This window comes from Candidatus Allofournierella merdavium (assembly GCF_944382735.1).
Taxonomy (GTDB): Bacteria; Bacillota; Clostridia; order Oscillospirales; family Ruminococcaceae; genus Allofournierella_A; species Allofournierella_A merdavium.
This window is the reverse complement of record NZ_CALWND010000008.1, coordinates 99,442-123,578: the sequence shown is the minus strand read 5'-3', so window position 1 is coordinate 123,578 and position 24,137 is coordinate 99,442. Positions and strand designations below refer to the sequence as shown.

Below are 24,137 nucleotides of genomic sequence, written 5' to 3'. Positions count from 1 at the left end.
CGCCCGGTGGGCAGCGGCGCCCGGCGCTGTGTCGGCCCGCGCGGACCGACACAGGCCGCGGGGGAGGGCGGCGCGAAGGCCGCGATCAGTTGTTGATGAGTTTGTCCTCGTCGCTCCAGCTGTACAGCTTGCGCACCTCGCGGCCCACCACCTCGCTGGGATGCTCGGCGGCCAGCTTGCGCATGGCGTTGAAGTGCACCTGGCTGCCCGCGCTGGACATATCCAGCAAAAAGTCCTTGGCGAAGGTGCCGTCCTGAATGTCCTTCAGGATCTTGCGCATGGTCTTCTTGGTCTCCTCGGTGATGATCTTCGGGCCGGTGATGTAGTCGCCGTACTCGGCGGTGTTGGAGATGGAGTAGCGCATGCCGGCAAAGCCGCTCTGGTAGATCAGGTCCACGATCAGCTTCATCTCATGGATGCACTCGAAGTAGGCGTTGCGGGGGTCGTAGCCGGCTTCCACCAGCGTCTCGTAGCCCGCCTGCATCAGGGCGCACACGCCGCCGCACAGCACCGCCTGCTCACCGAACAGGTCGGTCTCGGTCTCGGTGCGGAAGGTGGTCTCCAAAACGCCGGCGCGGGCGCCGCCGATGCCCAGGGCGTAGGCCAGGGCGATGTCCAGCGCGTCGCCGGTGGCGTCCTGCTCCACCGCCACCAGGCACGGCACGCCCTTGCCCGCCAGGTACTCGCTGCGCACGGTGTGGCCGGGCCCCTTGGGGGCGATCATGATGACATTCACGTTCTTCGGGGGCTTGATGCAGCCGAAGTGGATGTTGAAGCCGTGGGCAAAGGCAAGGGTCTTGCCCTCGGTCATGTAGGGTTCGATGCTCTCTTTATAAAGGGCGGCCTGCTTCTCGTCGTTGATGAGGATCATGATGATGTCGGCGATCTTGGCGGCCTCGGCGCTGGTCATCACCTTCATGCCCTGGGCCTCAGCCTTGGCCCAGCTCTTGGAACCCTCGTACAGGCCCACCACCACGTTCACGCCGCTCTCCTTCAGGTTCAGCGCGTGGGCGTGGCCCTGGGAGCCGTAACCGATGACGGCCACGGTCTTGCCCGCCAGTTTTTGAAGGTCGCAGTCCTGCTGATAAAAGATCCTTGCCATGATGTAGTTACCCCTTTTCTTTTATAAATAGTATAAACACATCAGAAATTGATGGCTTGCCGAATGGTAGTGCTGCCCTTGTGCAGCGAGACGCAGCCGGTGCGGCAGATCTCCAGGATGGCGTAGTCCCGCATGAAGTTCAAAAAGTCGTCGATGCGGCGGGTGGTGTCCGCCAGGCGGAAGATCATCGAGTCCTTGGAGTAATCCACCGTGTCGGCCCCGAAGGCGGAGGCGGCGGCCCGGATCTCCTCCCGGGTGCCCGGCTCGTTGACCATCTTGATCAGCAGCAGTTCGCAGCTGATGGAGTCGTCGTCGGAAAACTCCTCGATGGACACCACGTCCGGCAACTTGTACAGCTGGTTGACCAGCTGCTGCTTTTTCACCTCCTCGCCGTCAAAGACGACGGTGATGCGGGAGTACTCGTTGGATTCGGTCTCGCTCACGGTCAGCGCGCTGATGTTGAACTGACGGCGGCGGAACATGCTGGTCACCCGGTTCAGAACGCCGAACTGGTTGCGCACCAGCACCGCGATGGTGTATCGGTTCATCTGTCGTCACCCACCTTTACAATGATGTCGTCCACGCTGCCGCCGGGGGGCAGCATGGGAAGCACAAATTCGTCCTTTTCGATGGCGCAGTCGATCAGGTAGGGGCCGTCGGCGGCGAAGGCCCGGCCCAGCGCGGCGTTCAACTCCTCCAGCGTGCCGGCGGCCTCACCCTCGGCTCCGAAGGCCTTGGCCAGCGCCACAAAGTCGGTCTTGCGGTTCAGGATGGTGTTGGAGTAGCGCTTGCCGTAGAACAGAGTCTGCCACTGGCGCACCATGCCCAGCACCCCGTTGTTCATCAGCAGGATGACCATGGGCACCCGGTAGGTCACGGCGGTGGCCAGTTCGTTGAGGCACATCCCGAAGGAGCCGTCGCCGGTCACCAGCACACTGCGCTCCCGGGTGCCGAAGGCCGCGCCGATGGCCGCGCCCATGCCGTAGCCCATGGTGCCGAGCCCGCCGCTGGAGACAAAGCGCCGCGGCCGTTTGAAAGCCAGGTTCTGGGCCGCCCACATCTGGTGCTGGCCCACGTCGGTGGCCACCGGGGTGTTCTCGCCCAGGAATTTGTTCAGCGCCAGGATGGCGTTGCGGGGGGTGAGGCCCTCCCGCCGGTCAAGGCTGGCGGCTTCTTCCGCCCGCAGCCGGGCGATCTTGTCCTGCCATTCGGGGTTCTTGACCTCGTGCACCAGGGGCAGCAGCCGCTGCAGCGTCTGCTTTACGTCCCCCCGCAGGCCCACCGCGGCGGGCACGTTTTTGGAAAGTTCCGAGCCGTCCACGTCGATCTGCACGATCCGCGCGCCGGGGGCGAACCGGGAGCGGTCGCCGGTGACCCGGTCGTTGAAGCGCACGCCCAGAGAGATGATCAGGTCGGCGTTGTGCAGGGCCAGGCTGCTGGCGTAGTGGCCGTGCATGCCCTGCATCCCGAGAAAGCGGGGATGGTCGGTGGGGATGCCGGAGACGCCGATGAGGGAGCAGCCGATGGGCGCGTCCAGCTTGTCGGCCAGCGCCAGCATCTCCTCCTGGGCCCCGGCGGCCACAAGGCCGCCGCCAAAGTAGACAAAGGGCTGGCGGGCGGCGTTGATCAGGGCGGCCGCCTGCTCTACCCGCAGTTCCTTGGCGGCCATGGGCTCATCCGCCTTCACCGGCGGCTGCGCCTCGTACTCGCACAGGGCGGTCTGCACGTCCTTGGGCACGTCGATGAGCACCGGCCCCGGTCGGCCGGACTGGGCCAGGCGGAAGGCCTCGCGCACGGTGTCCGCCAGTTCGTCCACCGAGCCCACAAAGTAGTTGTGCTTGGTGATGGGCAGCGTCACGCCGGTGATGTCGATCTCCTGGAAGCTGTCGGTGCCGATCTGGGTGGTGGACACGTTGCCGCACAGCGCCACCATGGGCACGGAGTCCAGGTAGGCGGTGGCGATGCCGGTGACCAGGTTGGTGGCGCCCGGGCCGGAGGTGGAGATCACCACCCCCACCTTGCCGGTGGTGCGGGCGTAGCCGTCCGCCGCGTGGGCGGCGCCCTGTTCGTGGGCGGTGAGTACATGGGTGATCTCGCTCTGGTATTTATACAGGCTGTCGTAGACGTTCAGGATCTGGCCGCCCGGGTAGCCGAAGACGGTGTCCACCCCCTGTTCGATGAGGGCCCTCACAAGAATGTCTGCGCCGGAAAGGATCATGGTGTTTCCTCCTTTGTTGTGGTCTTATCCGCCGGAAGGCGGGGGATGTCAAACGATCTTGAAGTGTTCGGCCTTGAGAGAGTCGGTGATGAGCTTCACATGGTCGAAGTCGCGGGTCTCCATGTCGATGCGCAGGAACACCCCGTGCACGCTCTCGGTGGCGCCTTTTTCGTAATGCACGCCGGTGACGTTGCCGCCGCAGTCGGCGATGATGCGGGAGATGTCCTTCAGCTGGCCGGGCTTGTCGATCAGCTCGATCAGCAGGCTGGAGGACCGGCCGCTGTTGAGCAGGCCCCGGTCGATGACCCGGGAGAGGCTGGTCACGTCGATGTTGCCGCCGGATACAACGCTCACCACCCGCTTGCCCGCCAGCGGGAACTTGCCGAACATGGCCGCGGCCACCGAAACGGCGCCCGCGCCCTCGGCGATCATCTTCTGCTTTTCCATCAGCGCCAGGATGGCCGAGGCCACCTCGTCGTCGCTGACCAGGGCGATGTCGTCCACATAGTCGTGCACCAGCTGGAAGGTGTTTTCGCCCGGCTGCTTCACCGCGATGCCGTCGGCGATGGTCTGCACGCTGTCCAGGCACTCGATGGCGCCGTCCCGGATGGAGTTGAACATGCTGGGCGCGCCCGCCGCCTGCACGCCGTACACCTTCACCGACGGGCGGATCTGCTTGGCGGTGTAGGCGATGCCGGAAATGAGGCCGCCGCCGCCCACCGGCACGATGATGGCGTCGATGTTGTCCAGATCGGCCAGGATCTCCAGGGCAACGGTGCCCTGGCCGGCGATGACGTTCTCGTCGTCAAAGGGATGTACGAAGGTGTAGCCCATTTCCTCCTTCAGCTCCAGCGCCTTCTGGTAGGCGTCGTCGTAGCAGCCTTCCACCAGGCAGACCTCCGCGCCGAAAGCTTTGGTGGCCTCCACCTTGGAGATGGGGGCGCTGTCCGGCAGGCAGATCAGCGACTTGATGCCGTTTTTGGAAGCCGCCAGCGCAACGCCCTGGGCGTGGTTGCCCGCCGAGCAGGCGATGACGCCCCGCGCCTTTTCCTCTTCGGTGAGCATGGCGATCTTGTAGCCCGCGCCCCGCACCTTGAAGGAGCCGGTGATCTGCAGGTTTTCCGGCTTTAGGTACAGTTCGCATTCCGGCGCGATGCCGTAGGCCCTGACCACCGCCGTTTCCCGCACGATGCTTTTCAGCACCCGCTGGGCGTCGAATACTTTGTCGAGAGATAACATGTTTTTTCCCCTTTCCACACTGCCCTGAAACGAAAAACACCCATCTCAAAGCGAATTTTGCTTTGAGACGGGTGTAAGTTCTACACTCGCGGTACCACTCAAATTGCGGATACAAAGATCCGCCACCTCTTCGAAGTCCACAAACTTCTATGCACTGACGCAGCACTCTCGGGGGGCGCCTACTCGGCTCTTCGCCTTTGGGGCCTCCGGCTCGGAAGGGATGGGAGCGCCGCAGTCCTTTACCGGGATCACACCACCCCCGGCTCTCTGGGAAATTCGTTGCGGGTCCGTCTTCGTCACAGCCTTTGCTTTTGTTCGAAGTCAAACAACCTCTATGCGTTAACGCAGCATTCGCGGGACACCCTACTGACCCCATGGGGGAGGTTCAGGCTCCGGCTCGGAAGGGAGAGGCATTGGGGGGTACCGCGCCGGTTCACACCGACCACCGGCTCTCTGCAGCGGGCCAACCCCGGCCATTCTTCGTCACAGCCTTCATATTCAATTTCGTCAAATATACCACTCCGAAAAGAGGATGTCAATATTTTTCTGGACATAGTTAAATAAAAAATTTATCACTTTAGCAGATTGCACTGCAAAACTAAAAAACGGGCCGGTGTGTTTGTGGAAAGTGCACTTTTGCCGGCGGTGGGGGCGGCGCAGGCGCTGCGGGCGATCCGCGGGGGGAGGGGTGCGCTTTTGAAAAAGCGGCAGGGGGCACGGGGGTCATGCCCCGGACATATACTGTAACAAAACATTCTGGTTATGGGGTGAGAGCAGTATGGAAAAGGACAAAACCGGACGCAGATCCTGTGCGTTCAAGACATATTGGGAACGTCCGCATGACTGCTGCGGATGCGGCTGTACACAGGGAAAACCGGGGCCTCAAGGCCCGCAGGGAGAACAAGGTCCCCAAGGCCCGCAGGGGGAAACGGGGCCTCAGGGCCCGCAGGGCGAACAAGGTCCCCAGGGCCCGCAGGGCGAGCAGGGGCCTCAAGGCCCGCAGGGCGAACAGGGGCCTCAAGGCCCGCAGGGCGAACAGGGGCCTCAAGGCCCGCAGGGAGAACAAGGTCCCCAGGGCCCGCAGGGTGAACCGGGGCCTCAGGGCCCACAGGGCGAGCAAGGCCCCCAGGGCCCACAAGGAGAACAAGGCCTCCAGGGCCCGCAGGGCGAACAAGGTCCCCAGGGCCCGCAGGGAGAACAAGGCCCTCAGGGTCCGCAGGGCGAACAAGGTCCCCAGGGCCCGCGGGGCGAACCGGGGCCTCAGGGCCCGCAGGGCGAGCAAGGCCCTCAGGGCCCGCAGGGCGAACAGGGACCCCAGGGCCCGCAGGGCGAGTCTGCGGAGGACTGTTTTGCATCGTTCTTCATGTTCGAACGGCGGTTTGAAAACGGGCAGCCCATCCCGCTGCTGCCCGGCACGGAAGACCCCACGGGGAACATCGTGCTCGGGGACGAGAGCCGGATCGAGCTTGCCCCGGGGTACTATTGCGTCACCTACAGTGTGTCGGCGATCCTGGAAGAAGCTGGATACATGCAGGTCACCCCGTCTTACAATGGCACCTCCAATCTGCTGTACGGCGTTTATTTTAAAACAGGCGCTGCGCTTTCCAGCGCCTGCGGCTCCAACTCCATCATCATCCAGGTGCCGGCGCAGACAAGTTTTACCCTGACCTACAACAGCAACGTGATGAGTCGGTCCGGAGCGGCCACGGTGTCCGTTTTAAAACTGGAACGGGAGAGGTGATCCGGCCGGGGCGCCGGTAACAGGAGGTGCGGCGAGAAAGACCGGCGGCACCCGGGCGGCGGAGGCGCCCCCGGCTTTCGGGCGCCGCATCTCTTTGCCCGTCACAACAGAAAGGACGGCGGCGTCGGGACCGCACAGAGGGAAAAATCCCGGGAAATCCGTCCCGGACGCTTGACAGAAGGGATGACGGGCATATACAATAAATTTATCGACAAGGAGTTGAGAAACGGGGTTATACTATGGCGAAGAAATGCGCGCGCTGCGGCCACCTGAACGATGAAGAGCGCTTTTTCTGCGAGCAATGCGGTGAGGCGCTGGACGAGAACGTCCGGGTGATCATGGGCTACGAGAAGATGAAGAAGTCGGCTTCGCAGCCGGCACAGGCCAAACGGAAGCAGGATGACGACGACGATTATGTCCCGGTCCGGCGGCAAAAGAAAAAGAACTCCTACGCCGCGCTGTGGGTGGTGCTGGGCTGCCTTGTGGTGGTCGGCGTGGTCGCCGCGCTTCTTTTGCTGCCCCGCTGAAAACGCCGCATCATAAGCATCATAACATAATAAAGAAAAAAGGACGTGCCGCAAAGCACGTCCTTTTTTGGTGCGGGTAACAGGGGTCGAACCTGCACACCGAAGTACCAGATCCTAAGTCTGGCGCGTCTGCCAATTCCGCCATACCCGCGCGATGGTTCGCGGCCTGTTTTTCGGCCCCCAAACGTATTTTTCAGTGTACCAGCCCCCGGCGGGTTTGTCAATCGGCAAAGCCCGGGAGCGTCCGCCCTTCTTTGCCGGGGCCGCAATAATCCGCCGGAAGCTGCGCATACTAATCACCAGGGCCCGGCGGCGTCTGCCGCCGGGCCGATCAACCGGGGCGAAGGCTGCCCCGGCGGGGAGGTCGATTCGTATGCTCACATTCCTCAGGCGCTGCCTGACGCTGGCGGCAGGCGCAGCCGCGCTGGCCCTGGGCTGCCTTACCTATCTTTACACCCAGCTGCCCGATACATTTATGGTGCCCCAGGGGCAGACGCTGTCGCTGGCACAGATGCCCTGGATCGTGCCGCTGGAGCCCAAGGGCGCCGCCGCCGCCCAGGCGGTGCCCGCCGGCGGCAGCTACAACGTGACCCTGTCGGTGCTGGGGGGCATCCCGGTGAAGACGGTGCGGGCGGTGGTGGTGGACCGCCGGGCAGTCACCGTCTGCGGCACGCCCTTCGGCATCAAGATGTTCTCCGACGGCGCCATGGTGGTGGCCTTTACCGACATCCGCACCACCGGCGGCATGGCGAACCCGGCCAAGGCGGCGGGCCTGAAGATGGGGGATGTGATCGTGAGCATCGACGGGCAAAAAACCGTGGACAACGACGATGTCAGCGCCGCCATCCAGGCGTCGGAAGGCCGGTCGGTACAGCTGGTCTACACCCGGGACGGCGCGCAGCACACCGCCGCGCTGCAGCCCGTGCAGGACGCGGACACCGGTTCCTGGCGGGCGGGGATGTGGGTGCGGGATTCCTCCGCCGGCATCGGCACCCTCACCTTTGTGGACAATTCCACCGGCATCTACGGCGGCCTGGGCCACTCCATCAGCGACGCCGACACCGGCCAGTCCATCACGCTGCTCAGCGGCGAGGTGGCGCCGGTCACCATTACCGGCTACGCGGCGGGCGCGGCGGGCGCGCCCGGCGAACTGAAGGGCCGCTTCACCGGCGAGCCGGCCATGGGCGACATCCTCATCAACGGGGCCACCGGTGTTTACGGTACCATCCGCCGGGTGCTGGACGGTCAGGACATGGTGGTGGCCCAGGCGCAGGAGGTGTACGAAGGCCCCGCCCGCATCCTCACCACCATCGACGGCCAGGAGCCCGCCTGGTACGACGCCGTCATCGAGCGGGTCTCCCTCACCGAGGAGGACCCCAACCGGAACATGGTGCTGCGCATCACCGACCCCACACTGCTGGCGGCCACCGGCGGCATCGTGCAGGGCATGAGCGGCAGCCCCATCGTGCAGAACGACCGGCTGGTGGGCGCGGTGACTCATGTGCTGGTGAACGATCCCACCCGCGGTTTTGGCATTTTTGCCGAGAATATGCTGGCCAGCGCCGACGCGGCCGCCGCGCGCAAAGCCGCATAAAAAGACGCTTTGCAGCGCATTTGGCCCGCAAAGGGGCGCGTTTGGTGGCGCAGGGACGAAAAAAGTCTTGCATAAATTGGTAATATATGGTAAAATTGGTTTCGTTAAGGGAAATACACAATTTGGAGGAAGAGAAAATGGAACCGATCAAATTCCTGATGACGGATACCGGCGCGGGCTGTACCGCGGCCTGCAAGGCGGCCCTGGAGGCCAAGGGCGTGGAGGTGCATGTGTGCGAGAAGAACGGCGCGGCGGCATTGGAAGCGCTGCGCAGCCAGCGGCCCCAGGCGGTGCTGCTGGACGCCTTCATGCCCGGGCTGGACGCCATCTCGGTGAAACAGCGCTATGAACAGGAGGGCGGCCACGCCCAGTTTTACGTCACCGGCGCGTTTCAGAACGAGCAGCTGGAGCAGGAACTGCTGGACAGCGGCTTCGCCTTTTACTTCCTCAAACCCTTTGACGAGACCAGCCTGGTGAGCCGGGTCACCCGCGCCGGCACCGCCGCCGCAGCGAGCCGCGCCGGCGGCAGTGACGAGATGGTGGTCACCGAGATCCTGCACCAGATCGGGGTGCCCGCCCACATCAAGGGCTACCAGTTTTTGCGGGACGCCATCCTGCTCACCGCCGCCGACCCGGACTACATCAACGCCGTCACCAAGCGCCTTTATCCCCAGATCGCCAAGCAGAACGGCACCACCGCCAGCCGGGTGGAGCGGGCCATCCGCCACGCCATCGAGGTGGCCTGGGACCGGGGTGACGTGGAGGTGCTGAACAGCTACTTCGGCTACACCATCCACAACCTGCGGGGCAAGCCTACCAACTCGGAGTTCATCGCCATGATCGCCGACAAGATGCGTCTGGACAAAAAACAGCGCCGGGCGTGAGACATCCGAACAAGGAACGCCCTGTCCACCGGCAACCGCCGGTGGATTTTTTTGTGTATATCCATTATAATAATATACAAAAGACAACGGATCAAAGCGGAGGGCTGCACAATGAAACAGACGGTCACGGCGGTGCTGGTGGCGGCGGGTTCGTCCCGCCGGATGGGGTTTGACAAGCTGGCGGCTCCGCTGGGCGGGGGCACGGTGCTCTCCGCCAGCGTGGCGGCCTTTGACCGCCACCCCCTTGTGACCGAGCTGGTGATCGTCACCGGGGCGGACGAGACCGCCGCCCGGGCGGCGGCGGCCCGCTGCCGAAAACCGGTGACGCTGGTGCGGGGCGGAGCCACCCGGGCCCTCAGCGCCCTGGCCGGCGTGCGGGCGGCGCAGGGGCAGCTGGTGGCCATCCATGACGCGGCCCGCCCCTTTGTGAGCGAAGGGGTGATCACCCGGGCGCTGGAGGCGGCGGCGGTGACGGGCGCGGCGGCCCCGGCGGTGCCGGTGAAGGACACCGTCAAGGCGGCGGACGCCGCCGGCTTTGTGGAGAGCACCCCGCCCCGGGAAAAACTCTTCGCCATGCAGACCCCCCAGTGCTTTGACCGGGCGGCCTATCTGGCGCTGGCCGGCGACGAGGCGGTCACCGACGACTGCCAGCTGTTCGAGCGGGCGGGCCGGCCGGTGCGGCTGGTGGCGGGCGAGTACGAAAACTACAAGATCACCACCCCCGATGACCTGAAAGGAGAGAAGGCCATGCGCATCGGCCACGGCTACGACGTACATAAACTGGTGGAGGGGCGGGACCTCATCCTGGGCGGGGTGAAGATCCCCTATGAAAAGGGCCTTCTGGGCCACTCGGACGCGGACGTGCTCACCCACGCGGTGATGGACGCCCTGCTGGGCGCGGCGGCCCTGGGGGACATCGGCAAACACTTCCCGGACACCGATCCCGCCTACAAGGGGGCGGACAGCCTGGCCCTGGCCCGCCGCGTGGCGGCGCTGCTGGCCCAAAAAGGCTGGAAGCCGGTGAACGTGGACGCCACCATCCTCTGCCAGGCGCCCAAGCTGGCGCCCCACATCCCCGCCATGGCCCAAAACCTCGCCGCCGCGCTGGGCATGGAGGCGGGGGCGGTGAGCGTGAAGGCCACCACCGAGGAGCACCTGGGGTTTACCGGCGAGGGCCTGGGCATCGCGGCGCACGCGGTGGCCCTGCTGGAAGGCGGGAATGTGTAAATTATGTAAAGATGCCCCAAAAATGTGTTTTCAAGAAAAGAGCGGTATGTTATACTGAAGGATGAGATTTTCGGCGCGCTGCCGCGCTGAAACGCCTGAAAGGGAGGGCTTGGCTTGCCAGACTGGTTTCAAAGCGGGACGCTGTCCATGGTGTTCCACAATTTCCGCGCCATCACCCAGGACCCGCGCAACATCCTGGACATCCTGATCGTCGCCTTCGTGGTCTACGAGGTGATCGCCCTGGTGCGCAAGACCCGGGCGGCCCAGGTGGCCAAGGGCGCTGTGGTGGTGCTGGTGGGCTATGCCTTTGCCTATGCGCTGGAGCTGCGCACCGTGACCTATCTGATGAACGCGGTGCTGCAGATCGGCTTTCTGGCCCTGATCGTGCTGTTCCAGCCGGAACTGCGCCGGGCGCTGGAGCAGGTGGGCCGCACGGATAAATGGGCGGCGGGGCTGTTCCACAGCCGCCGCACCGATCCCAGCCTGCGGGGCAAGTGGCAGAACGCCTGCCTTGCCATCTGCGACGCGGCGGAGCAGCTGAGCGACACCAACACCGGCGCGCTGATCGTGCTGGAGCGGGGTTCCAACCTCTCGGAGATCATCCGCACCGGCACCGCCATCAACGCCGACGTGAACCCGGAGATCTTGGGCACCATCTTCTACGAGGGCACCCCGCTGCACGACGGCGCGGTGGTGGTGCGGGACGGTACCCTCAAGGCGGCGGGGTGCGTCTTGCCTTTGTCGGACAACCTGGAGATCGGCAAGGACATGGGCACCCGCCACCGGGCGGCCCTGGGCATGAGCGAAAATTCCGACGCCGTGGTGGTGGTGGTCAGCGAGGAGACCGGCATCATCTCCATGGCCAAAAACGGGGTGCTCATCCGCCGGCTGGACCGGCAGAACCTGTTCAACCTTCTGCAGGAGGAACTGGTGCCTCCCGAGGAGAAGGAACCGAAAAAAGCCCTGTTCTGGAGAGGGAAACATGAAAAAAAGAAAGATTGACCGTTCCATTCTGAATAACCGGGGCCTGAACATCCTGCTCTCGCTGGTCATCGCGCTGATGATCTGGACCATCGTCACCGTCTTCATCGACCCCAACCAGGACACCAAACTCAAGGGCGTGCCGGTGAACTTTGACCAGGACAGCCAGATGTACACGGCGCTGGGGCTGGACATCATCAACGACCCCATGGCCCAGGTCACGGTGGACCTTGCCGGCAACGGCACCGACGTCTACGGCCTCACGGCGGACAACGTGCTGGTCTATCCCGACTACTCGGTGGTCAAGGGCGCGGGCACCTGGGAGCTGAACCTGCTGGTGCGGGTGCTGGGCAACAGCGCCTCCCGGGTGAGCGCCTCCACCACCGACACCGTCACTGTGGTGTTCGACACCATCGAGAGCAAGGAGTTCAACGTGCAGGTGGAGATGGACCAGCAGATCACCATCGCCGACGGCTATGTGCTCCACAGCACCACCGCCGCCCCCGCCATCGTCACGGTGCGCGGGCCGGAGAGCGAGGTGGAGAAGATCGGCAGCATCGTGGCCAAGGTGCCCGGCAGCACCGATCTGGAGAACCTCTCCACCAGCAAGATCGCCACCGTCACCCTGGAGGTGCGGGACGCCAACAACCAGCCCATGCAGCTGGAGTTCTCCAGCCTGGACAACTCCATCGTGGACGTGAACCTCACGGTCTACCAGAACGCCGAACTGCCGCTGAGCGTCAACTTCATCAACTATCCCCCCAACTTCGATCTCACGTCGCTGAACTACACCCTCAGCCAGCAGACCATGGTGGTCTCCGGCCGGCCGTCGGTGATCCAGAACCTCACCGAGATCACCGTCAGCGACTTTGATCTGTCCAGTTTCCAGCTGGACAAGGTCTATCAGCTGCAGGTGAACCTGCCCAAGGGGGTGGAGAGCCGCGACAACATCACCACGGTGAACCTCACCTTCAACGTCCAGGGATACACCACCAAGACCATCAACGTCAGCCAGATCCGGGTGATCAACCAGCCCGCCAACATGACGATCAAGGCGCTGGATTCCCGCATCAGCAATGTGACGCTGGTGGGCCCGGAGGAGGAACTGGAGTCCCTCAGCCCCAACAGCGTGGTGGCGGTGGTGGACGCCTCCGACATCCAGATCGCCGAGGGCCGGGAAAAGCTGGCCGCCAGCATCCAGATCCCGGCCTCCACCACGATCTTCGCCACCGGCAGCTACTCGGTGGAGTGCCAGGTGAGCGCCAGCGGGGCGCAGGGCTGATGCTGCTGGTGCGCGGGGTGCGCCTGCCCCTGGACACGCCCCGGCCGGAGGCCGAGGCGGCGGAGCGGGCGCGGAAGATCTTGAAAGTACGGCCCGGTGATGTGGCCGGCGCCGGCGTGGCCCGCCTCTCGGTGGACGCCCGCCGCGGCCGGCCCTCCCTGGTATACACCATCGGCGTGCGCCTCAAGGACGAAGGTGCGGAACTGGCCCTGGCCGGTTCCGCGCCTTGCGTTGCATTGGCCCGCCACGCCGAATACCGCCCGGTGCCCGGCGGCGCGCCGCTGGAAAGCCCGCCGGTGGTGGTGGGCCTGGGGCCCGCGGGCCTGTTCGCCGCGCTGGCGCTGGCCAGGGCGGGCTACCGCCCGCTGGTGCTGGAGCGGGGCCCGGCCCTGGAAAGAAGGGTGGCGGCGGTGGAGCGCTTTTTCGCCGGCGGCCCCCTGGACCCGGAGGCCAACATCCAGTTCGGCGAGGGGGGCGCGGGCACCTTTTCCGACGGCAAGCTCACCACCCGCATCGGGGATGAGCTGTGCGGCTTTGTCACCGATACCCTGCTGGCCCACGGCGCGCCGGAGGAGATCGCCTGGAAGCAGAAGCCCCATGTGGGCACCGACCTGCTGCGGGGGATCATCGCCTCCATCCGCGCCGAGATCGAGGCTTTGGGCGGGCGGGTGCTCTTTGACACCGCCCTCACCGGCCTTGTGGTGAAAAATAGGCGGCTGGCGGGCGCGGAGACCGCCGCCGGCCCCCTGGCCTGCCAGCGGCTGGTGCTGGCGGTGGGCCACTCCGCCCGGGACACCTTCGCCATGCTGGCCCAAAGGGGTCTGCCCCTTTCGGCCAAGCCCTTTTCGGTGGGCTTTCGGGCCGAGCACCTGCAGGCGGACATCGACCGGGGCCTCTACCATGCCGCCGCCGGCCACCCGGCGCTGCCGCCGGGGGAGTACCAGCTCAGTCACCATGTGGGCCGGCGGTGCGTCTATACGTTCTGCATGTGCCCCGGCGGGCAGGTGGTGGCCGCCGCCAGCGAGGAGGGCGGCGTGCTCACCAACGGCATGAGTTACCACGCCCGGGCGGGCAAAAACGCCAACGCGGCGGTGGTCATCAGCGTGGACGGCGCCGATTTCGGCGGCGACCCGATGAAGGCGGTGGCCTTCCAGCGGCAGCTGGAGCAGGCGGCCTTTAAGGCGGGCGGCGGCGACTACACCGCCCCGGCCGAAAACCTGCAAAGCTTTCTCAAGGGGGAGGGCCGGCTGGTCCCCGGCCCGGTGGTGCCCACCTACGACCGGGGAGTGCGCCCCTTTGATCTGGGCAGCCTGCTGCCCGCCGAACTGGCGGAGGGCCTGCGGCAGGGGCTTGCCGCCTTTGACCGCAAGCTGCCCGGCTACGCCGGCCCGTCGGCGGTGCTCACCGGCCTGGAGACCCGCACCTCCAGCCCGATTCGGCTGGAGCGGGGCGCCGACCTTCAGTGCCTCTCGCTGCCCGGGCTCTACCCCTGCGGCGAGGGCGCGGGCTACGCCGGCGGCATCATGAGCGCCGCGGTGGACGGCCTGCGGGCGGCCCGGGCCCTCATCGAGGGCAGTGCGCCCCCGCCGTGAAACCATGTGTCCCCGGGACGCAGAGATATCCCCGAAAGGAGGGTGGCCATCATGGCCGATCAGAAAAAGGATCCCTATCAGTATGAGCGGATGCTGCGGCAGCGGGCGCAGCAGGCCTTCAGCAATCAGTTCCCGGGCTTTGGCACAAAGCCTCCGGAGCCGGATCAGCCCAACCAGGGGCGGCCCGGCGGCGCGCCGTCTCCCGCCGACCCCACCCAGGAACTTGTGCAAAGCATTCACGAGATGGGCAAGGTCATCGCCAAAGAGGTGGGCAGCGCCCTGGGCAAGGCCACCCGGGAGGTGGGCGGCGCGCTGAGCGACGCGGCCCGGGAGGTGCGGAAAAACACCGCCCAAAGCGCGGCCCGGCCCCGCCCGGCCCCGCAGCCCGCCCGCCGGGCGGGGGACGCCCTGGCGTCCCGGGTGAACCAGGCGGGGTCGAACCTGGCAAGCGGCCTGCGGGACGGCCTGTGCATCTTCGGCGGCACGTTGGCCGTCTGCTGCGCGCTGTTCACCGGCCTGTCCGCGCTGGGCACCGTTATCTCCCTTGTCATCTTCTGGGACGCGATCAGCTTCGTGGGGATGCTGTTCCTCCTTGCCCTCACCGCGGCCTTCGGCTTCACCGCCCGGTGGGCCTTCGGCCAGCCGGCGCGGCGGGCGCGGCTGCGCCGCTACCTTGCCGCCATGGGCGCCGACCGCTCGGTGCCGCTGCAGCGCCTGGCCGAGGCGGTGCGCCGGCCGGTGAGCTTCGTCAAAAAAGACCTGGACCGGATGATCCGCCAGAACTGGCTGCCCGATTCCTTTGTGGACGACGAGGAGGGCGTGTTCTTCATCCATGCCGCGGACTACCGCGCCCTGCAGCGGCGGCAGGAGGCCGCCGCCCGGGCCGAGGCGGCGCCCGCCGGCACCAACGAACTGGCGGAACTGCTGCAGCAGTGCAGCGACTTTGACCTTTTGCTGGGCGAGCACATCCAGAACATGACCGACCAGCCCGAACTGCGGGACAGCCTTTTGCACATGCGCGTCACCGCCGCCGACATCCAGAACTGGGTGAAGGCCCACCCGGCCAGCGCCGGCAAGGTGCGCAAGTTCGCCCGCTACTACATGCCCACCACCCTCAAGCTGCTGCGCACCTACGCGGACGTGAAGGACCAGCAGGGCCAGGCGGCGGGCAACATCCGGCAGGAGATCGGCGGCATCCTCGCCACCCTGAACACCGCCTTTGACAACCTTCGCAACGACCTTCTCACCGACACCGCGCTGGACATCTCCAGCGAGATCAGCGCGATGCAGACCATGCTGGCCCAGGACGGGCTGGCGGAATACAAATCCCCTCGATAAGGAGCGCACATCTATGAATTTCCGCACCTGGCAGGTACCGAAGCCCGACGAGACGACCGTGGCCAAACTGGCCGCGGCCATCGGCGCGCCCGGCCTGCTGGCGCGCATCCTCGTGGCCCGGGGGCTGGACACGCCCCAGAAGGCCATGGCCTTCCTCACCGAGGACGCTCCCCTGAGCGATCCCTTTGCCCTGAAGGATATGGACCGGGCGGCGGCCCGCATCCTGAAAGCGGTGGACGGGGGCGAGGCCATCGTCATCTTCGGCGATTACGATGTGGACGGCGTCACCGCCACCGCGCTGCTCTTCGAGCATCTGCGGGGCATGGGCGCCAACGTGCGCTGCAAGCTGCCCAGCCGGGACGAGGAGGGCTATGGCCTGACGGTGCCCATCGTGGAGAGCCTGGCGGAAAAGGGGTTCAAACTCATCGTCACGGTGGACAACGGCGTGTCGGCCGTGCGGGAGATCGCCCGGGCGGCCGAACTGGGGGTGGATGTGGTGGTCACCGACCACCACCTGCCCGGCGAAACGCTGCCCGAAGCCGCCGCCGTGGTGGACCCCGCCCGCGCCGATGACGAAAGCCCCTTCAAGTGCCTGTCCGGCGCGGGGGTGGCCTTCAAACTGTGCGCCGCGCTGGACGGCTGCCCCCCCGAGGAGCTGCTGGAACAGTGCGGGGACCTGGCGGCCATCGGCACGGTGGCGGACGTGATGCCCCTCACCGGCGAGAACCGCACCATCGTGAAGCACGGCCTGGCCGCGCTGGAAAACTGCGAGCGCCCCGGCCTGGTGGCCCTGCTGGAGGGCTGCGGCCTGGGCGATAAACCCGTCACCTCCGAGAACATCAGCTTCGCGCTGGCCCCGCGGCTCAACGCCGCCGGCCGAATGGAGACCGCCTCCACCGCCCTGCAGCTGCTGCTGTGCGAGGACTTTGAAAAGGCCCAGGCCCTCACCGCCCGGCTGTGCCAGGCCAACGCCGACCGGCAGGCCGCCGAGCAGGCCATCCTCTCGGAGGCCGAGGCCCAGATCGCCGCCGACCCCTCCCGCCTGCGGGACCGGGTGCTGCTGGTGTGGGGCGAGGGGTTCCACCCCGGCGTCATCGGCATCGTGGCCAGCCGCCTGGTGGAAAAGTACGGCAAGCCCACGCTGGTCATCAGCATCCAGAACGGCGAGGGCAAGGGCTCGGGTCGCAGCGTGCCCGGCTTTCATCTCCACGGGGCCATCAGCGCCTGCGCGCCGCTGCTCATCCGCTTCGGCGGGCACGCCATGGCGGCGGGGCTGTCGGTGCGCCAGCAGGACATCCCGGCGCTGCGCCGGGCCATCAACGAATACGCCGCCAAAGAGTACCCGGTGCTCCAGGCGCCGCCCCTGCGGCTGGACGCCGCGGTGCGGCTGGACACGCTGACGGTGGCGGACGTGGAGAGCCTTGACTACCTGGCCCCCTGCGGCCACGACAACCCCGCCCCCGTCTTTTTCCTGGGGGACGCGGCGGTGGACGGGGTCTACCCGGTGAGCGACGGCAAGCACACCCGGCTGCGCCTGCGGCAGGGCGGCGGCAGCCTGTTCGCCGTCTGCTTCGGCACCGCCCCCGCCCAGCTGGCCTACCGGCCGGGCGACCGGGTGGACGCGGCGCTGAGCCTGTCGGTCTACGAGGGCAAAAACGGCCCCCAGATCTCCGCCCGGGTGCGCGCGCTGCGCCCGGCGGGCCTGTCCGACGAGGCGGTGCGGCAGGCAAACCTCTATGAGGCCTTCAACAACGGCGCATCCCTCTCCGGGGAGGAAAAGCGTCTCCTGCTGCCCGACCGGGCCCACATCGCGGCGCTCTACCGCCTCATCCAAAAGGGGGGCGTCTCGGTGGACGATCTCGCGCCCCTGCTGGCCCGCATGGGCGCGGAGCACACCGGCCGCACCCTGGTGGGCCTCAAGGCCCTGCGGCAGCTGGGCCTGGTGCAGGTGCGCCGGGAGAACGGCGCCAGGCACCTGGCCCCGGTGGCGGTGGAGGGGAAAAAAGACCTCTTTGCCGCGCCCATTCTGAAAGCGCTGGAGGAATGATCCATGGCAAACTATATCACCTACGACGATCTGAAAAAGGCGGTGGTGGACACCGGCCGCCCCTACGATCTCGCCATGCTGGATAAGGCCTTCGCCCTGGCGGACAAAGCCCACGCCGGGCAAAAGCGCCGCTCGGGCGAGCCGTATATCTGCCACCCGCTGAACGTGGCGCTGCTGCTGGTGGAGCTGGGCATGGACACCGAGAGCCTGGCCGCCGCGCTGATGCACGACGTGGTGGAGGACACCGCCACCGCCCTGGAGGACATCCAGGCGCAGTTCGGGCCGGACGTGGCCCGCCTGGTGGACGGCGTCACCAAGCTGACCAAGATCAAGTTCTCCAGCGTGGAGGAGCAGCAGGCGGAGAACCTGCGCAAGATGCTGCTGGCCATGAGCCAGGACGTGCGGGTGATGATCATCAAGCTGTGCGACCGGCTGCACAACATGCGCACCGGCGACGCCTGGCCCGAGCAGAAGCGGCGGGACAAAGCCCTGGAGACGATGGAGGTCTACGCCCCCATCGCCCACCGCCTTGGCATCAGCAACATCAAGGAGGAACTGGAGGACCGGAGCCTGTGGTATCTGGACCCGGTGGGCTACCAGGAGATCAAGGACCTGCTGGCGGGGGCAGGCGGCGAGGCCTTCGTGGCCGACACCAGCCGGCTCATCCAGCAGCGCCTGGCGGAGAACGGCATGGAGAACGCCACCATGAAGAGCCGGGTGAAGAGCGTCTACGGCATCTACCGCAAGATGTTCATCCAGGACCGGGACTTCGCCGAAATTTACGACGTCTACGCGGTGCGCATCATCCTGGACACGGTGGCCGAGTGCTACAACGCCCTGGGCATCATCCACGACATGTACCACCCCATCCCCAACCGCTTCAAGGACTACATCTCCACCCCCAAACCCAACGGCTACCAGTCGCTGCACACCACCGTCATCGGCCACGAGGGCATCCCCTTTGAGGTGCAGATCCGCACCCGGGAGATGGACCAGATGGCCGAGTACGGCGTGGCGGCCCACTGGAAGTACAAGGCGGGGGTGCAGGGCTCCGACCGGCTGGACGAGCGCCTGGCCTGGGTGCGGCAGCTGCTGGAGAGCCAGCGGGAGAGCGACGACGCGGGCAGCCTTTTGCAGGACATCAAGGGCGACCTTTTGCCCGAGGAGGTCTTTGCCTTCACCCCCAAGGGGGATGTGATCAACCTGCCCGCCGGCGCCACCGCCATCGACTTTGCCTACGCCATCCACTCGGCGGTGGGCAACCGGATGATCGGCGCCAAGGTGAACGGGCGCATCGTGCCCATCGATCACAAGGTGGCCACCGGCGAGATCATTGAGATCCTCACCGGCCCGGCGGACAAGGGCCCCAGCCGCGACTGGCTGAAGATCGTCACCACCAGCGAGGCCCGCAACAAGATCCGCAACTGGTTCAAGAAGGAGCGGCGGGAGGAGAACATCCAGGAGGGCCGGGAGGCCCTGGAAAAGGAGATGCGCCGCAACCTCATCAACGTGCCGGACGACCAGTGGGACAGCTTCATGGCCGAGATCGCCCGCCGCCAGCGGGTCAACTCGGTGGACGAGATGTACGCCGCCCTGGGCTACGGCGGGCTGCAGATCAGCCGGCTGATGGGCAAGATCAAGGACGAGTACGCCAAACTCAAGGCTGCCCAGCCGAAACCCGCCGTCCTGGCGGACATCCCCATCACGACCACCAAGAGCACCGACGGCGTGGTGGTGGAAGGCATCGACAACTGCCCCATCAAGTTCGCCAAGTGCTGCACCCCGCTGCCCGGCGACGAGATCGTGGGCTTTATCACCCGGGGCTTCGGCGTGTCCATCCACAAAAAAAGCTGCCAGAACGTGCAGGCCAGCCTGTCCAACCCCGAGAACCGGGGCCGCTGGGTGCCCGCCCACTGGGAGGCGTCCGAACAGGAGAATTACCAGGCCACCCTGGAACTGGTGGCCATGGACCGGGACGGCCTGGTGGGCGACGTGGCGGTGGCCCTGGGCGAGCTGCGGGTGCCCATCTACGCCATGACCGCCCGCGCGGTGGAAAACGGCCGCGCCTCCATGAGCATCACCCTGGGCATCTCCAACACCGAACATCTCAACAGCGTGCTGGCGAAACTGCGCAAGGTGCGGGACGTCATCCAGGTCATCCGCATCTGATACGCCGGCCAAAGGAGGAAATACCATGCGGGCAGTCATCCAGTGCGTGCGAAAAGCGGACGTGTCGGTGAACGGGGGAGAACCCCGGGCCATCGGCCCCGGCATCGTGGTGCTGCTGGGCGTCAAGGACACCGACACCCTGGACATCGTGCCAAAACTCGCCGAAAAATGCGCCCATCTGCGCATCTTCCCGGACGAGGAGAACAAGCTGAACAAGAGCGCCGTGGACCTGGGCTATTCCGCCCTGGTGGTGAGCAACTTCACCCTCTACGGCGACACCAAAAAGGGCAAGCGGCCCAGCTACATCACGGCGGCAAAGCCGCCGCTGTCCATCGACGCATATGAGCTGTTTGTGGCCGAGATGGAAAAGCAGGGCCTCAAGGAGGTCAAACACGGCGAGTTCGGGGCGGATATGCTGGTGAACATCGCCAACGACGGGCCGGTGACCATCGTCATCGACACCGACCAGTGGTGAGCGGCCCCCGCCTGCCCCACGGCAAAGAACGCGGGGAAGGGCAGAGGCGGCAGCCGCACTCTCCCGCCCCCGAAAAAACATCCCGCGCCCCGGCGCGGCATAACCGCCCCGGCACAGGGAAAAGCCACCCCCGCGCCGCCGCGGGCAAAAGGAGCGACGTATGAAAGCATTGCATCTCATCGGCCCCGCCCCCCTGGAGACCAACAGCTTTGTGCTGCTGGGCGAGGGGAACCGGGCCGTGGTCATCGACCCCGCCCCCTCCCTGGCCGCCTTTGACAAGGCGCTGGCGGGGGAGAAGGGGGCCGCGGTGGAGGCCATCCTGCTCACCCACGGCCACTACGACCACATGACCGGCCTTTCCGAACTGCAACAGCGGTGGAACTGCCCGGTGTATCTGGACCCGGCGGACGCGGCCGGCACCCGGCTGCTGCCCGCCGGCCCCGGCACCCTGGGCTACACCGACGGCGGCACGCTTACCCTGGCGGGCCTTTCCATCACCACCTGGCACACCCCGGGCCACAGCAAGGGCAGCTGGGTGCTCTACTGCCAGGGCCTGCTCTTCACCGGCGACACCCTCTTCGCCGGCGATGTGGGCCGCACCGACCTCGCCGGCGGCAGCTGGCCGGAACTGCAGAAAAGCCTGGCGAAGCTGCGCGCCCTGCCCCTGCCGGACGACACCCAGGTGCTGCCCGGCCACGGCCCCTTCTCCACCCTCGGGCAGGAGAAGGCCGCGAACCCCTATCTCAACGTCAAGGAGAACTGAAATGAACATCTGTGTCCGGGGCCTTTCCTCGGTCTATGAGCCGGAAAACGTGGCCCGGCTGTTCTTCGCAAACGCCCGGCTGGTGCGCCGGCTGCCCCGCAAAGAGGACGGGGTGCTGGCCCGGGCGGGCCGCCGCCTGGCCGCCGGGGTGCGCCTTGGGGGCAGATGCACGGTGCTGTACGCCCCCCGGCCCGCCGATGAAAAACAGGCGGAACTGGCCCTTGCCGGCCTTGTGTACGAGCTGCTCAAAAAGGTCACCGGCGTGCGCCCGCCCTGGGGCATGCTCACCGGCGTGCGCCCGGTGCGCATCATCCACGACCGCCGGGCCGCCGGCCTTTCCGAGGCGGAGATCCGCCGCCTCTTTGTGGAGACCTACGACTGCACCGAGAAGAAATTCCGGCTGGCAAAGTCCATCGCGGACCTGCAAAGACCCATCCTGGCGGCCCGGAAACCGCGGGATTACAGCCTCTACATCGGCATCCCCTTCTGCCCCTCCCGGTGCAGCTACTGCAGCTTTGTCTCCCTCTCCACCCAGCGGGAGGGCAGGCTGATGGAGCCCTATCTGGAGGCCCTGTGCCGGGAGATCGAGGCCATCCGCGACCGGGCGGAGGACTGCGGCCTTGACCTCAAGACCATCTACATCGGCGGCGGCACCCCCACCAGCCTTTCCGCCGACGGCCTGCGCAAGCTGATGGGCACGGTGGCGGAGTGCTTCGATCTCTCCAGGCTGGAGGAGTACACGGTGGAGGCGGGCCGGCCCGACTGCACCGACGCGGAAAAGCTGGCGGTGCTGAAAGAGTACGGCGCCAGCCGCATCTCCATCAACCCCCAGACCTTCAGCGACGCGGTGCTGGAGCGCATCGGCCGCAAACACTCGGCGGCGGACATCCTGCGCTGTTTTGAGGAGGCGCGGGCCGCGGGCCACGACAACATCAACATGGACCTCATCGCCGGCCTGCCCGGCGACACGGTGGATGGCTTTGCAAAGAGCCTTCGCACCGCCCTCTCCCTTTCCCCGGAAAATATCACCGTCCACACCCTCACTTTGAAGCGGGCCTCCAACCTGGTGATCGGCCACGCGGACAGCGACTACGGCGACGTGGCCGCCATGCTGGAGGAGTGCGGCGCCCTGGCCGACGCGGGCTATCAGCCTTACTACCTCTACCGCCAGAAGGGCACCCTGCAGAACCTGGAAAACACCGGCTGGTGCAAACCGGGCAAAGAGGGATACTATAATATCTACATCATGGAGGAGGTGCACTCCATCCTGTCGGCGGGGGCGGGCGGCTCCACCAAACTGGTGCAGCCCGGCGGCGCGAAGATCGAGCGCATCTTCAACTACAAGTATCCCGCCGAGTACATCAGCGGGTTTGACACCATCCTGCAACGCAAGGAAGGAGTGAGCGAATTTTATGCCCGCTATCTGGATCCCCAAACGGCTGGTTGAGATCAGCCTCATCAACACGGCGGCCGAGAGCGCCGAGAGCTTTGTGCGCCACTGCGAAATGGAGTACGAGGGCCGCGTCCACGCGGCGGCCAGCGAGGTGCTGGCCAGCGGCTGCCGCATCGTCATGCTCACCGGGCCGTCGGCCTCCGGCAAGACCACCACGGCAAACAAGCTGGCGGCGGCGCTGCGGCTGCGGGGCTGCCCCTCCCAGGTGGTCAGCCTGGACAATTTCTATAAAAATCTGGACGAATACCCCCGCCTGCCCGACGGCAGCAAGGACTACGAGAACATCACCGCCCTGGACATGGACGAGATCCACCGCTGCCTCAAGGAGATCGTGCGGACCGGCGAGACCGACCTGCCGGAGTTCGACTTTGTCACCGAGAGCCGCAAGGCCGAAACGGTGCACCTGTCGGTGCCCGGCGGGGTGTGCATCATCGAGGGCATCCACGCCCTCAACCCCGAGCTCACCGCCCCGCTGCCCGCGGGCAGCGTTTACAAGATCTACGCCGGCCTGCGGGAGGAATACAGCCACCGGGGCCAGCGGGTGCTGCCCACCCGGGACATCCGCCTGGCCCGCCGCATGATGCGGGACTGCAAGTTCCGCGGCCACAGCATCGAAAAAACGCTGGGGATGTGGGGCGGCGTGTGCGCCGGCGAGGACAAGTTCATCAAGGTGTTCAAGTCGGAGGCGGACCTGTTGATGGACACCTCCTTCAGCTACGAGATCTGCCTGCTGGCCCCCTTCATGGCGCCGCTGGCCGGCAGCCTGCCTCCCGAGCACCCGCTGTGCGAGCGGCTGAACAGCCTGGCCGGAAACTTCGCGCTGGTGGATCCGCTGGACGAGGCCCTTGTGCCGAAAACCTCCATGCTGCGGGAGTTTTTGGGCTGAATCGGTTGCGCGCCGGGGCCCGGCGCAGTATAATGAAAGAAAAACGGTACGCCGTTTTCTGCAAGTATGGTCCGGCATCCGCCGGCGGAAAGAGGTGCAGCTGCTATGAACGTGAACATTGATATCGATCGCATTCTGGAGGCCGGCGTCAAAGTCGTGGACAGCGCGAAAAAAACTGCCACCGACCTGGCCCGGGAGGGCAAACGCCAGACCGATCTGCTGGCGCTGCAGGGCAAGAAGTCCAAGGCCGAGCGCCAGCTGGGCGCCCTGGTGTACAGCCTGGCCAAAAACGGCGAGGAGAACCGCCCCCTGGTGGAGAAATACATCGCCGCCATCGGCGCGCTGGACGACAAGATCCGCGAGCTGAAGAGCCAGCCCGCCGCCGAGGGCGAGGCGCCCGTCGATGTGCCCGAGACCCCGGTGAAGAACTGCCCCCAGTGCGGCCGCGAGGTGGACGAGGACGCCTTGTTTTGTCCTGGGTGCGGGGCACAGCTGTAAGCTGGGGCAAAAGGGAGCCGGCGGCGCGGTGGTGCTGACGGCGGCCCACGGCCCACAACGGCCGCAACCATAACACGGCACTGGCGCCCGCGCCCCTGGCGGCCCGGGCGCCATTTTGCGC

General features: G+C 66.1%; 20 protein-coding genes, 1 tRNA gene and 1 pseudogene. 17 read left to right on the top strand and 5 right to left on the bottom strand.

Translation table 11 applies throughout. The features are described from left to right. Nucleotides 1–85: 85 nt before the first annotated feature. From ilvC to ilvA, 4 genes are read right to left on the bottom strand one after another with little or no spacing between them, the layout of a single operon-like run. Complete coding sequence (gene ilvC / locus ACH2A7_RS08400) at nucleotides 86–1,105, bottom strand: ketol-acid reductoisomerase (RefSeq protein ID WP_394961415.1); 1,020 nt, start codon at nucleotides 1,103–1,105, stop codon at nucleotides 86–88. A gap of 38 nt (nucleotides 1,106–1,143) precedes the next feature. After that, nucleotides 1,144–1,650 carry an acetolactate synthase small subunit gene (ilvN, locus tag ACH2A7_RS08395; RefSeq protein ID WP_394961341.1) on the bottom strand — a complete coding sequence of 169 codons (507 nt, stop codon included), beginning with the start codon at nucleotides 1,648–1,650 and terminating at the stop codon, nucleotides 1,144–1,146. Beyond that, a complete protein-coding gene (ilvB, locus tag ACH2A7_RS08390; protein WP_394961340.1) occupies nucleotides 1,647–3,320 on the bottom strand; it encodes a biosynthetic-type acetolactate synthase large subunit in 1,674 nt (557 codons plus the stop codon). Before ilvB ends, ilvN begins: the two co-directional genes overlap by 4 nt. Nucleotides 3,321–3,368: 48 nt before the next feature. Beyond that, nucleotides 3,369–4,559: a threonine ammonia-lyase gene (ilvA, locus tag ACH2A7_RS08385; protein ID WP_394961338.1), complete on the bottom strand. Its 1,191-nt coding sequence runs from the start codon at nucleotides 4,557–4,559 to the stop codon at nucleotides 3,369–3,371. Nucleotides 4,560–5,295: 736 nt separating this feature from the next. On the opposite strand from ilvA, the pseudogene ACH2A7_RS08380 reads away from it, so the two are divergent. The 3 genes and pseudogenes from ACH2A7_RS08380 to ACH2A7_RS08370 form a co-directional block, all read left to right on the top strand. Further along, nucleotides 5,296–5,889, top strand: a pseudogene (locus ACH2A7_RS08380) (hypothetical protein); the annotation flags it as partial. Between the two features lie 33 nt (nucleotides 5,890–5,922). After that, complete coding sequence (locus ACH2A7_RS08375) at nucleotides 5,923–6,300, top strand: hypothetical protein (protein WP_394961337.1); 378 nt, start codon at nucleotides 5,923–5,925, stop codon at nucleotides 6,298–6,300. 239 nt (nucleotides 6,301–6,539) lie between these two features. Then, nucleotides 6,540–6,827, top strand: a complete 288-nt coding sequence (locus tag ACH2A7_RS08370) for a hypothetical protein (RefSeq protein WP_394961335.1) — start codon at nucleotides 6,540–6,542, stop codon at nucleotides 6,825–6,827. Nucleotides 6,828–6,895: 68 nt separating this feature from the next. Here the strand turns inward: ACH2A7_RS08370 and ACH2A7_RS08365 are convergent. Further along, nucleotides 6,896–6,978: transfer RNA gene (locus ACH2A7_RS08365), tRNA-Leu, on the bottom strand. Between the two features lie 222 nt (nucleotides 6,979–7,200). Here ACH2A7_RS08365 and spoIVB point away from each other — a divergent pair. The 14 genes from spoIVB to ACH2A7_RS08295 all read left to right on the top strand — a co-directional run bounded on the left by spoIVB (nucleotide 7,201) and on the right by ACH2A7_RS08295 (nucleotide 24,016). Then, a complete protein-coding gene (spoIVB, locus tag ACH2A7_RS08360; protein ID WP_394961334.1) occupies nucleotides 7,201–8,421 on the top strand; it encodes a SpoIVB peptidase in 1,221 nt (406 codons plus the stop codon). A gap of 137 nt (nucleotides 8,422–8,558) precedes the next feature. Continuing rightward, nucleotides 8,559–9,305, top strand: a complete 747-nt coding sequence (gene spo0A, locus ACH2A7_RS08355; RefSeq protein WP_394961332.1) for a sporulation transcription factor Spo0A — start codon at nucleotides 8,559–8,561, stop codon at nucleotides 9,303–9,305. Between the two features lie 111 nt (nucleotides 9,306–9,416). Further along, nucleotides 9,417–10,532 (top strand): 2-C-methyl-D-erythritol 2,4-cyclodiphosphate synthase, encoded by a 1,116-nt coding sequence (gene ispF, locus ACH2A7_RS08350; RefSeq protein ID WP_394961331.1) that lies wholly within the window; start codon nucleotides 9,417–9,419, stop codon nucleotides 10,530–10,532. 114 nt (nucleotides 10,533–10,646) lie between these two features. Further along, a complete protein-coding gene (gene cdaA / locus ACH2A7_RS08345; protein WP_394961329.1) occupies nucleotides 10,647–11,534 on the top strand; it encodes a diadenylate cyclase CdaA in 888 nt (295 codons plus the stop codon). Next, on the top strand, nucleotides 11,515–12,795 hold the full coding sequence (locus tag ACH2A7_RS08340) for a YbbR-like domain-containing protein (protein ID WP_394961328.1): 1,281 nt from the start codon (nucleotides 11,515–11,517) through the stop codon (nucleotides 12,793–12,795). Before cdaA ends, ACH2A7_RS08340 begins: the two co-directional genes overlap by 20 nt. Further along, a complete protein-coding gene (locus tag ACH2A7_RS08335; RefSeq protein ID WP_394961326.1) occupies nucleotides 12,795–14,387 on the top strand; it encodes an NAD(P)/FAD-dependent oxidoreductase in 1,593 nt (530 codons plus the stop codon). The genes ACH2A7_RS08340 and ACH2A7_RS08335 overlap by 1 nt, the downstream gene beginning before the upstream one ends. A 51-nt stretch (nucleotides 14,388–14,438) precedes the next feature. Continuing rightward, nucleotides 14,439–15,725 carry a hypothetical protein gene (locus ACH2A7_RS08330; RefSeq protein WP_394961325.1) on the top strand — a complete coding sequence of 429 codons (1,287 nt, stop codon included), beginning with the start codon at nucleotides 14,439–14,441 and terminating at the stop codon, nucleotides 15,723–15,725. 13 nt (nucleotides 15,726–15,738) lie between these two features. Continuing rightward, nucleotides 15,739–17,772 carry a single-stranded-DNA-specific exonuclease RecJ gene (gene recJ, locus ACH2A7_RS08325; RefSeq protein ID WP_394961324.1) on the top strand — a complete coding sequence of 678 codons (2,034 nt, stop codon included), beginning with the start codon at nucleotides 15,739–15,741 and terminating at the stop codon, nucleotides 17,770–17,772. Between the two features lie 3 nt (nucleotides 17,773–17,775). Next, nucleotides 17,776–19,941: a RelA/SpoT family protein gene (locus tag ACH2A7_RS08320; RefSeq protein ID WP_394961322.1), complete on the top strand. Its 2,166-nt coding sequence runs from the start codon at nucleotides 17,776–17,778 to the stop codon at nucleotides 19,939–19,941. A 25-nt stretch (nucleotides 19,942–19,966) separates the two neighbouring features. Further along, nucleotides 19,967–20,416: a D-aminoacyl-tRNA deacylase gene (gene dtd / locus ACH2A7_RS08315; protein WP_394961321.1), complete on the top strand. Its 450-nt coding sequence runs from the start codon at nucleotides 19,967–19,969 to the stop codon at nucleotides 20,414–20,416. Nucleotides 20,417–20,576: 160 nt separating this feature from the next. Then, complete coding sequence (locus ACH2A7_RS08310) at nucleotides 20,577–21,179, top strand: MBL fold metallo-hydrolase (RefSeq protein ID WP_394961319.1); 603 nt, start codon at nucleotides 20,577–20,579, stop codon at nucleotides 21,177–21,179. 1 nt (nucleotide 21,180) lies between these two features. Then, nucleotides 21,181–22,626: a coproporphyrinogen dehydrogenase HemZ gene (hemZ, locus tag ACH2A7_RS08305; protein ID WP_394961317.1), complete on the top strand. Its 1,446-nt coding sequence runs from the start codon at nucleotides 21,181–21,183 to the stop codon at nucleotides 22,624–22,626. Further along, entirely contained in the window at nucleotides 22,592–23,518 is a 927-nt protein-coding gene (locus ACH2A7_RS08300) for a nucleoside kinase (protein ID WP_394961315.1), read from the top strand. Before hemZ ends, ACH2A7_RS08300 begins: the two co-directional genes overlap by 35 nt. A gap of 105 nt (nucleotides 23,519–23,623) precedes the next feature. Continuing rightward, nucleotides 23,624–24,016, top strand: a complete 393-nt coding sequence (locus ACH2A7_RS08295; protein ID WP_394961314.1) for a zinc ribbon domain-containing protein — start codon at nucleotides 23,624–23,626, stop codon at nucleotides 24,014–24,016. Nucleotides 24,017–24,137: the final 121 nt, after the last annotated feature.